Below are 10965 nucleotides of genomic sequence, written 5' to 3' on the forward strand. Positions count from 1 at the left end.
CTTGGTTACGGTGCCTGCGGCATACGGGGGACCTCGGGTGAACGGAAGGGGGCGGGACCGTAACGTCCCACCCCCTCCGGCGCGTTGTCCCCCAGGGTTATTTGACGGCGCCCGCCATGACACCCGAGACGAACTGCCGCTGGAACGCGAAGAACACCACCAGCGGGATCACCATCGAGATGAACGCGCCGGGGGCCAGGACGTCGACGTTGTTGCCGAACTGGCGTACCTGCGTCTGCAGGGCGACCGTGATCGGCTGGCTGTCGGCATTGGTGAACACCAGCGCCACCAGCATGTCGTTCCACACCCACAGGAACTGGAAGATGGCCAGGCTCGCGATGGCCGGACCGCCGAGCGGCATCACGACCCGGAAGAACAGGCGCAGTTCACCCGCCCCGTCCAGTCGGGCCGCCTCCAGTAGCTCTCTCGGGATCTCCGCGAAGAAGTTCCGCAGCAGGAAAACCGCGAAGGGCAGACCGAAGCCGACGTGGAACAGGATCACCCCGAAGATCGACCCGAACAGCCCGATCTTGCCGAACAGTTCGGCGATCGGAATCAGCGCCACCTGCACGGGCACGACGAGCAGGCCGACCACGCCCAGGAACCACCAGTCGCGGCCGGGGAACTCCATCCAGGCGAACGCGTAGCCCGCCAGGGAGCCGATCACGACGACGAGAATCGTCGCCGGCAGCGTGATCAGCGCCGTGTTCACCAGGGAGTTGGTGATGTCGCTGTTCTCCAGCAGCTTCTGGTAGCTGTCGAAGGTGAGCGAGGAGGGCTCGGAGAAGACGTTCCACCAGCCGTTCGCGCCGATGTCCTGCGGGGCCCGCAGCGAGGAGACGAGCAGACCGAAGGTCGGCACCAGCCAGAACAGGCCGACGACGATGAGGAACACCCGCAGCAGTCCGCCACTGACCCCTTCGGTGAGCCGCGAGCCCAGCGACCTCTTCGCCCTGACGGCCGTGACGGGCGGGGCCGCCTTCCTGAGACTTCCGGCATGCGTCGTCATCGCCGCACCTCCCGCTTCAGCCGGCGAACGTTGAACCACATCACCGGAATCACCAGCAACAGCAGGAACACGGCGATGGCGCTCGCGATACCCGGCTGGTCCTCGGAGAAGCCCTTGCGGTACAGCTCCAGGGCAAGCACGTTCGCGTCGTCCTGGGAGGAGTTCGGGGCGATGATGAAGACCAGGTCGAAGATCTTCAGCACATTGATCATCAGGGTGACCGTGACGACCGCGAGCACGGGCGCCAGCAGCGGCACCGTGACCCTTCTGAACACCTGCCACTCGCTCGCCCCGTCGACACGGGCGGCCTCCAGGAGTTCACGCGGCATCCCCGCGAGCCCGGCCGCGATCAGCACCATCGCGAAGCCCGCCCACATCCAGATGTACGACCCGATGATGGCCGGCGTGACCAGCGACGGGCCCAGCCAGTCCAGGCCGTTGTACGGCTCCTTGAAGTTGCTCGCCGGCAGCCGCAGCTGTGCTCCGTCGGCCTTGGCGGGCAGCGTGAAGGTGCCGTCGCCGGCGGCCTTGGTGGACGCGACCACCTTGCCGTCCTTGACGGCCTCGATCCGCATGCCCGAGTAGCCCAGCTCGGACGGGTCGACCCCGCCCAGCTTGCCGACGCCCTTGCCGCGTGTGAAGTCCTGCCAGGTCGTGCCGGTGATCTTCCCCGGATCCGGCTTCGCCCGTACGGCCTTCTTGGCGCCGTCGGGCATCTGGTCGGGGGCGACGCCGACGAGGGGAAGCGCGACCGAATCCCCGGTGTGGACCGCCGCCTTGGTGATGAAGCCGCCGCCCTGAGCCGTCAGCGGCGACTGACGGCCCGGGTGCGCCTTGGGGAACGCCGAGGACTGGGCGAACGTGTCGTGGACGCCCACCCACACCGCGTTGGCGACGCCCTTCTCCGGGTCCTGGTCGTACACCAGGCGGAAGATGATGCCCGCGGCCAGCATCGAGATCGCCATCGGCATGAAGACGACCAGCTTGAACGCCGTGCCCCAGCGCACGCGTTCGGTCAGGACCGCGAAGATCAGGCCCAGCGCGGTCGAGATCGTCGGCGCGAACACCACCCAGATGATGTTGTTCTTCAGGGCGGTGCGGATGCCGTCGTCGGTGAACAGGGCCTTGTAGTTGTCGAAGCCGGCGAAACCGTCGCCGGAGGAGTTGTAGAAGCTGCGGACGATCGAGTACCCGATCGGGTAGACCACGAGCGCGCCGAGCAGCACCAGCGCGGGCAGCAGGAACATCGCCGCCACGGTCTTCCGGGTGCCGGTCACGCTCTTGCGCTTCGGGGCGGCAGGGGTGGGTGGCACCCCTGCCGCCGTGGCCGACGCCATGGCCGGATCAGCTCCCGCTGCCGTATGCCGCTGCCGCGTCCTTCTCCAGCTTCGCCTGCGTGCCCGCGACGTCCGTCGGATTCTTCAGGAAGTCCTGGAGGTCCTTCCACTCACCCTTGCCGGGCGTGCCGCCGAAGGCCTGCGGGGCCTGGTCGGACATGTCGAAGCGGAAGTTGTCGCCCGAGTCGATCAGCGCCTTGGCGATCGTCCGCTGGACCGCGTTCGGATACGCCGAGTTCGGCACGCTCTTGTTCGGCGAGAGGTAACCGCCCAGCTTCGCCTGGATGGTTGCCGCGTCCGGGGAGGCCAGGAACTTCGCCAGCGCCTGTGCGCCCTTGGAGTCCTTGAAGACCACCGCCGCGTCACCGCCGGTCACCACCGGTGCGGTGGCACCGACGGTCGGGAACGGGAACACCTTCGCGTCCGTGCCGATCTTCGCCTTGGTCTGCGCGATGTTGACCTGGACGAAGTCGCCCTCGTACACCATCGCCGACTTCGGCTGGTCGCCACCGGTGAAGGTGTTGGTGACGGAGTCGGTGAACGAGGTCTGCAGCGCGCCGCTCGCGCCGCCCGCGACGTAGTCCTTCTTGCCCCAGATCTGGGCCAGAGTGGTGAGCGCCTGTTTGACGGACGGATCCGTCCACTTGATCTTGTGCTGGGCGAGCTGGTCGTACTTCTCCGGGCCGGCCTGCGACAGATAGACGTTCTCGAACCAGTCGGTCCCTGGCCAGCCGTCGGCGCCGGCCACGGAGAAGGGGGTGACACCGGAGTCGTAGACCGTCTGCGCGGTGGTCAGCAGGTCCTTCCAGGTCTTGGGCTCCTTCGCGCCCGCGTTCGCGAAGACCTTGGCGTTGTACCAGATCAGCGACTTGTTGGCGGCCTTGTAGTAGACGCCGTACTGCTTGCCGCCCACCTTCCCGATGTCCTGCCAGCCCTGCGAGTAGTTCTTGGCGAGCTCCGACTGGACGTCGGCGTTCACCGGCTTGGCCCAGCCCTTGTCCACGGCCTGCTTGATGGCGCCGGGTTGCGGGAGCATCGCGACGTCCGGCGGCTTTCCGCCCGCGATCTTCGAGCCGAGGAAGTTGATGATCGGGTCCTGAGCGGGCACGAAGGTGACCTTGGCCCCCGTGCGCTTCTCGAACTCCGAGAGCACCGCCTTGAAGTTCTTCTGCTCGGCGCCGGTCCACACGGCGGCGACCTCGAGACTCACGCCGTTCAGTTTGGGGAGCGTGACGGTGGCGCCGGTTTCCTTGCCGCCTCCGCCGCCGTTGTCCTTCTTGTCGCTGCCGCCGCACCCCGTGAGTGCCAGCGCGAGTGCCGCCGCCAGGAGGGCGGCTGCGGATTTGGCGGCCCTGTGTGTCCGGTTCTTGCTGCTCGTGCTGCGCATCACTGCCCCGTTCTCCGTTCTTCGTCGAACGTCGAGCGCTGTCCCGTGTGATCTGGTCTACGCCCGTGGGGTGGGGTCGGCAAGTGTGCGTCCCGTGTCAACCGGGGATTCGTGACCGCCTCGTGACCAGGCGTCCGGCGGTGGTGTGACCGTCGACCGGGGGTTGTGCCCCAGACTCCCTTCGGCCTGAACGGCCTTGTCCTCGAACTCCCCCACTCTCGGCTTCGCTCGAGCGGGGGGACCCCCACGACGGGCTGGGATGGCCGACCGCGGCTGAGAAGGACTGACCGAACAGGACCTACAGCAGCGAAGGAACCTCCGACGCCGAGACTTCCCGTGCCGCCCGTTCCAAGGCGCTGGCCAGCAACGCCAGGTCGGTGGGGCCGTTGCCCAGTTCTCGTACGGGTCTGCGGGTCGGGGGGTCGCCCATGCGCTGCCAGTCCAGGGGGACGACCGTGGGGCGGAGGGTGGCCGTACGGGGGATGCGGCCCGTGACGCGGCCGCCCTGGAAGGGGGTCGTCCGGCCGTCGGGGCGGGTCAGGGCGCCGCGGCCCGGCGCCGGGTCGTCAGGGCCGGTGCCCGGGGCGTCGAGGATCACCCGGAGGGTGGCCGTCCGGGCCGGTTCCGTGTCCGCCGTACGGCCGCCGGGGGCGGTTGCCGCCACCAGATGGACGCCGAGCCGCTCGCCCTCGCGCGCCACCGCCTCCAGCGCCCGCATGACGGAACCCGCGGCCGGGCGGCCGGGCGAGCCGAGTGCGGGGGAGACCAGGGCGTCCAGGTCGTCCACGACCACCACCAGCCGGGGGAGGGGCGGTGCCGCCTCCGTCTGCCGGCGCGCCGCCCCCGGACGCAGCCGAATCGTCGAGCTGGGCGGGGAGTCCAGGTCGCCGGTCGCGGTCGTACCGGTCGCCCGCTGGGCCACCATGCGGCCCGACAGCTCCCGGCCCGTGTGCCACTCGGCGAAGGCGGAGCGGCCCAGCAGCTCGGCCCGGCGCTTCAGCTCGGCGCTCAGGGACTGGGCGAACTCCCGCATGCGGACGGGGTCGTTGGCGGTGAGGTGGGTCGTGACGTGCGGGACGTCCGTACAGACCCGCAGGCCGTCGCCGCTTCCGGAAGGGCTGCTCCCGGCGCCCACGCTGTCCCGGCCGTCCATCAGGACGATACCCAGCCGGTCGGGGCGCTCGGCCGCGGCCAGCGAGGCGACCACGGCCCGCAGCAGCTCGGTGCGTCCGCTGCTCGCAGGGCCCTCGATCAGCAGGTGCGGGCCGTCGGCGGCGAGGTCCGCGCCGACCGGGCCGCGCGGACCGGCACCGAGCACGGCCAGGGCCCGTCCGCCGAGCGACTGCGCGTCGTCCGCCGCGTCCGCCCAACGAGCCATCAGCGACGCCGGGGTGGCCCTCGCCAGCCCCAACTCGTCCAGCAGCCGCGCCGCCTGGGGCAGCGGCACGGACACGCGTGCGTGCCGCTCGGTCCCGGAACCGTCCGTCCTGAGCGGCGCCAGCGCCCGCGCGAACCGCTCGGCCCAGGCGAGCGAGACGGCGTCCACGGCGGCCACGGTGCCGGGGCCTATCGGACCGGGGCGCGGATGGGCGGTGGGCGTGGTCATGGGCGCGGGCCTGGCCATGGTGTGGGTGTCGCCCGGTGACACCGGTTCCGTGCGGTCGGCCGGGTCCGCCGGCGTCGGCGGGAGGTCCGGCGCCGCGCCTGCGGGGATCGCGGAACCGGTCCGCGCCACCCGCATCAGCCGCAGCGCCGTCGCCACGTCCCCGCTCAGCAGCGCGACCGCGCCGCAGTCCCGGAAGGCCGGTGCCACCGCGCACGCCGCCTCGTACGTCTCCGTCACCGGCGACGCGGGCGAGGCCGACACCGTCTCGGCGAGGCAGACGACATGTATCCCGGCCCGCGGCCCCTCCAGAGCCAGCCTGGCCACCGCCTCCCGCACCGCGGCGCCTCCCGGGTCGCCGTCCACGACGACCACGGTGTACGGCCCGGGGAAGCCGTCCGGTTCCTCCGCGCCGTCGTCCGGCCGGGCCCAGGAAGGCCTGCGGGCCTGGGAACGGACGTCCGGGGTGCGTGGCGCCGGCCGTGTTCCGTTCCGTGCCTCCGTCTGCTGGTCCTCCAGGCGCCGCAGCAGCTCGTCGGTGCGGGCCGTGGCCTGCTCGCGGTCGTAGGCGAGGAGCAGGCGGCAGTCCTGGCCGTGGCCCGGGCGCAGGTGGGGGAGCCAGCCCAGCCAGGACCATTCCGCGGTGCGCTCCTCCAGCGGCCGGGAGCGGTCCGCGGCGATCAGGACGATCTCCAGGGCTTCGGGCGAGTGCAGCGCGGCCAGCTGGGCCAGCACCGCGCGGGCCAGCCCGGACAGCCGGGTGCGGGGACCGGCCAGGCCCAGCGCGCCGGCCTCGCGCAGATCCGCGGTCACCGGCACCGCGGGCAGCAGCCCGGAGCCGTCGGGCGCCGCCCGGTCCGCCGTACCGAGCCGCACCGTGAGCGCCTCCGGGTGTCCCGGCCCGCGCTCCCACAGCCGGGGGCCGGGGCCGAGCGCCGTCAGCAGCAGCGCGGCCGGGTCGGGCCAGGCCTCCGGGAGCCGGGGGGCGGTGCGGGGTGCGGGCCCCGCTGCGGTGTCCGGGCCGTCGTCCTCGTCGTACGCGTCATGCCCGGCCATGGCCTGCTCGCCGCGGCCGCCGGCCAGCCGTCGTGCCCAGGCGGAGAGCCCCCCGCGCCTGCGCAGGCCCGGGGGCACATCGGTCCCGCGGAGCGGGGTTCCCTTGCGGCGGCCGGTCTCGGAGGCTTCCGTGCCGTCCTGCGCGGCGGAGGTGTCCCATGCCACCGCACCGAAGCGGCCCGCGTGAGTGTCGCCGCCCGCGGATGCTTCAGCCGCCCTCATCTCCAACCGGGGTGCTCCGCCCTGCTCGGGCACCAGCGGGGGTTCGGCGGAGCGCGTGCCGCGCGAGGGGGTGGCGGAGGGGTCGCCGCCGTCGGCCACGCGCGCGTGAGGCGTCGCTTCGGGCGCGGGGATGCTGCCCGCAGGGGCCGCCGGTGTCCCGTCGGCGGTCTCCGGCTCGCGGTCGCCCCCGGAGGCCACCCGGACATGCCCCTCCCCGTCCGGGGCCGTCGGCACCCGGGCGCCCGGTCCCCCGGCCGGAGCAAGCCGCAGCGCCGACTCCCCGATACGGAGCAGTGCGCCCGGCGCGAATCGCACCGGGCGGGTGCCCAGGCGGGTGCCGTCCAGGGTCGTGCCGTTCGTGGAGTCGAGGTCGGCGACCGAGACCTGGCCGTCCGCGGCGACCGTGACCGCGCAGTGGAGGCGGGAGACGTCCGGGTCGTCGAGCGGGACGTCGGCGTCGGCGGAGCGGCCGATGCGGATCTCGCCGCCGTGCAGGAGGTGCACGCCGCCCGCGTCCGGACCCGCGATCACATGCAGCTGGGTCGGGGCGTCGTCCAGCTCCGGATGCGGCTCCGGCTCGGCGGGGGCGCCCAGGGAGAGCACCGCGCCGTCGATCAACGGGGGCTCGCCGAGGGTGCTGCGGCGGTCGTCCAGGCGCTCCGCGCCCGCGTACAGGACCACCGCGCCGCCGGAGGCCGAGGCGCCCGTGTCGCCCGCGACCGCCGAGGCCAGTGCCGACGCCACCGCGGCCAGCGCCGTGCCGGCGGGCGCCGTGACCAGCACGTCACAGCTCGCCGTGCGGCCCCGCGCGCGGTCGGGCGGGCCCAGGGGGTCTACGACGGTCAGCCGGATCTGCATCGCCGTCAGCGGTCCCTTCTGCGCGGGTCTGCGCGGGCGCGGACTACCCCCACCCCACACGAGCACATCGGCCAGTACTGCTACGCAAGGCATCCTCGCACCTGCCACTGACAAAGCGCCCGCCGCTCCGGGGCAAGTGATCTTGATTGGTCGGCTCTGCCCGCAAAAGTGCCTGACAGATGACGTACCGGCGACCGCTTGAGATCGGTCACGTCCGCTTCGGGCAACCGGCGGACCGAGTCGAGCGTCTTTCCTTCGAACATGGACGGGGAGGCGTACGTAAGACGCTTGGGACGGCGACAGGTCGGTGCCACGCGCAGCGGCACTACAGTGGGTTGGAACGGTAAGCAAGCAGCAGGGAGCACATGACGTGCGGCCGGTAGGCAGCAAGTACCTGCTCGAGGAGCCGCTCGGTCGCGGCGCCACGGGCACCGTCTGGCGGGCCCGCCAGCGAGAGACCGCGGGGGCCGAGGCCGCCGTGGCCGGTCAGCCCGGCGAGACCGTCGCGATCAAGGTCCTGAAGGAGGAGCTCGCGAGCGACGCGGACATCGTGATGCGCTTCCTCAGGGAGCGCTCCGTGCTGCTGCGCCTGACCCACCCGAACATCGTCCGGGTGCGCGACCTGGTGGTCGAGGGCGATCTGCTGGCGCTGGTCATGGACCTCGTCGAGGGCCCCGACCTGCACCGCTACCTGCGCGAGAACGGCCCCTTCAGCCCCATGGCCGCGTCTCTGCTCACCGCCCAGATCGCCGACGCGCTCGCCGCCAGCCACGCCGACGGCGTCGTGCACCGCGACCTGAAGCCCGCCAACGTCCTGCTCAAGCAGGACGGCGGCCAGATGCACCCGATGCTCACCGACTTCGGCATCGCCCGCCTGGCCGACTCCCCGGGCCTGACCCGCACCCACGAGTTCGTCGGCACGCCCGCGTACGTCGCACCGGAGTCCGCCGAGGGCCGCCCGCAGACCTCCGCCGTCGACATCTACGGCGCCGGCATCCTGATGTACGAGCTGGTCACCGGCCGTCCCCCGTTCGGCGGCGGCTCGGCCCTGGAAGTACTGCACCAGCACCTGAGCGCCGAGCCGCGCCGCCCGTCCACGATCCCGGACCCGCTCTGGACGGTCATAGAGCGCTGCCTGAGCAAGAACCCGGAGGAAAGGCCCAGCGCCGAGAACCTCGCGCGCGCCCTGCGCGTCGTCGCCGAGGGTGTCGGAGTGCACGCGAACGCCGCGCAGATCGCCGCCGCGGAGGCCGTCGGCGCCCTGCTGGCCCCCGACCCGATGCCGGCCGCCGTCCCCGGCTCGGCCGACCCCACGCAGGTCCTGCAGCACGGAGCGGGCTCGTACGACCCGAACGCGGCGACCAGCTTCCTGCCCCACACCGGCGGACCGGGCCCGGCGGGCGCCGCCGACCCCACCGCCGTCCTCCCGAACACCGGGGCCGCGGACCCGACCGCCGTCATGCCGCCGCTGCCCCAGGGGCAGCCCGGCCAGCAGCCCGAGCAGCCGCACCCCTGGCAGAACCAACTGCGCGCCGCCCGCGACCGCAACGAGCAGACGCAGGTCCAGCAGTACCTCGACCCGAACGAGGACCCGCTGCGCCGCCGCCCCCAGCGCCAGGTCGCCCGCCCGCAACAGCAGCGCCCCCAGCAGCAGCGGCCGCAGCAGGCGTACGGCTATCCGCAGCAGCAACAGCCCCAGCAGTACGCCCCGCCGCAGCACCAGCAGCCCCAGCGGTACGCGCCTCCTCGCGAGCCCCAGCAGCCCGCCCGGGAGCCCAGGGAGCCGCGACAGCGGCAGCGCAGCGCCAACCCGATGAAGATCCCCGGGCTCGGCTGTCTGAAGGGCTGCCTGTTCACGATCGTCATCCTGTTCGTCGCGGGCTGGCTGGTCTGGGAGCTGAGCCCGCTCCAGGAGTGGATCGGCACGAGCAAGAGCTACTGGCAGCAGTTGTCCGACCTGTTCGGCACCGTGAGCGGCTACATCGGGAAACTGGGCGACCTGGTCGGCAGCAAAGGCGGCAAGTGAGCAGCGGGCTTGGTGATTTGTCGACACCTGGCGGGTGATTTCTGTCTCTGCGGTGAAGGTTGGCTCCTCGGACGCGTAGCTTTAGCGACACAACGCGTCTCGTAGGAGCAGTCTTGGCACGGAAGATCGGCAGCCGGTACACCGCGAACCAGATCCTGGGGCGGGGCAGCGCCGGCACGGTGTGGCTGGGCGAGGGGCCCGAGGGGCCCGTCGCCATCAAGCTGCTGCGCGAGGATCTCGCGTCCGACCAGGAACTCGTCGGCCGCTTCGTGCAGGAGCGCACGGCGCTGCTCGGCCTCGACCACCCGCACGTCGTCTCCGTCCGCGACCTGGTGGTGGACGGCAACGACCTCGCGCTGGTCATGGACCTCGTACGCGGCACCGACCTGCGCACCCGCCTGGACCGCGAACGCCGGCTCGCGCCCGCGGCGGCGGTGGCGATCGTGGCCGACGTCGCGGACGGCCTCGCCGCCGCGCACGCGGCGGGCGTCGTGCACCGCGACGTCAAGCCGGAGAACGTGCTCCTCGACATGCAGGGCCCGCTGGGCCCCGGCGGCTCCCACCCCGCCCTCCTCACCGACTTCGGCGTCGCGAAGCTGATCGACTCCCCGCGCCGCACCCGTGCCACGAAGATCATCGGCACCCCTGACTATCTGGCCCCGGAGATCGTGGAGGGCCTGCCCCCGCGCGCGGCCGTCGACATCTACGCCCTCGCGACCGTCCTCTACGAGCTGCTGGCGGGCTTCACCCCGTTCGGCGGCGGCCACCCCGGCGCCGTGCTGCGCCGTCACGTCACGGAGACGGTGGTTCCGCTCCCCGGTATCCCGGACGAACTCTGGCAGCTCCTCGTGCAGTGCCTGGCCAAGGCACCGGCCTCCCGGCTGCGCGCCTCGGAGCTGGGCGCCCGGCTGCGGGAACTGCTGCCACTGGTCGCGGGGATGCCGCCGCTGGACGTGGACGAGCCGGACACGGAGCCGACTCAGGAGCCGGAGACGACGGCCGGGGAGGCCGCGGCCCCGGCCCGGGAACGGGTACGGCGCGGCGCGGTTCCCCTGGTACCGGGCGCGAAGCCGGCCGACTCCAACCGGGACACCCATACGTCGATGAGGGTCCCGGCCCCGGACGAGCTGGCCGGCGGCGCCCGCGGAACGGCCCGGGTGCCCCGGCCGGCGGGAACACCGCGACCGGGTTCCGCACGGCACCGCGCCGTCACGCGCCGGCGCCGGATGGTGCTGGGGACGGCCGCGGCGCTGCTCGTGGCGGCCGCGGGGGTGGGGACGTGGCTGGCGACCTCGGGGGACGACGCGACACCACAGGACTCGAAGCACTCGGCACCGGCTTCGCCGTGAGCTCTCTGGCGCCGGCCGGGGCTTGATCTTTCAGCCCGTCCGGCGTTTGAGGACGAGGCCGTTCAGGCCGAAAGCGGGGGTCTGGGGGCGGCAGCCGATCTCCTCTTCGCCGCCGAGC

The 10965-nt window shown here is 72.6% G+C and carries 6 protein-coding genes; 2 read left to right on the forward strand and 4 right to left on the reverse strand.

Annotation, left to right across the window (positions count from 1 at the left end):
• Positions 1-97: 97 nt before the first annotated feature.
• The 4 genes from ACWC1K_RS44435 to ACWC1K_RS44450 form a co-directional block, all read right to left on the reverse strand.
• A complete protein-coding gene (locus ACWC1K_RS44435) occupies positions 98-1009 on the reverse strand; it encodes a carbohydrate ABC transporter permease (protein ID WP_450839228.1) in 912 nt (303 codons plus the stop codon).
• Entirely contained in the window at positions 1006-2346 is a 1341-nt protein-coding gene (locus tag ACWC1K_RS44440; RefSeq protein WP_450839230.1) for a carbohydrate ABC transporter permease, read from the reverse strand. The genes ACWC1K_RS44435 and ACWC1K_RS44440 overlap by 4 nt, the downstream gene beginning before the upstream one ends.
• A gap of 7 nt (positions 2347-2353) precedes the next feature.
• Positions 2354-3733, reverse strand: coding sequence for an ABC transporter substrate-binding protein (locus ACWC1K_RS44445; protein ID WP_450839231.1), 1380 nt, complete (start codon positions 3731-3733; stop codon positions 2354-2356).
• Between the two features lie 298 nt (positions 3734-4031).
• Complete coding sequence (locus tag ACWC1K_RS44450; protein WP_450839238.1) at positions 4032-7472, reverse strand: FHA domain-containing protein; 3441 nt, start codon at positions 7470-7472, stop codon at positions 4032-4034.
• A gap of 370 nt (positions 7473-7842) precedes the next feature.
• Between ACWC1K_RS44450 and ACWC1K_RS44455 the strand changes: the two genes are divergently transcribed.
• Together ACWC1K_RS44455 and ACWC1K_RS44460 are read left to right on the forward strand one after the other, a co-directional pair.
• Entirely contained in the window at positions 7843-9498 is a 1656-nt protein-coding gene (locus ACWC1K_RS44455) for a serine/threonine-protein kinase (RefSeq protein WP_450839232.1), read from the forward strand.
• Positions 9499-9611: 113 nt separating this feature from the next.
• A complete protein-coding gene (locus ACWC1K_RS44460) occupies positions 9612-10847 on the forward strand; it encodes a serine/threonine-protein kinase (protein ID WP_450839234.1) in 1236 nt (411 codons plus the stop codon).
• Positions 10848-10965 lie beyond the last annotated feature (118 nt).

The organism is Streptomyces sp. NPDC001492, assembly GCF_053597275.1.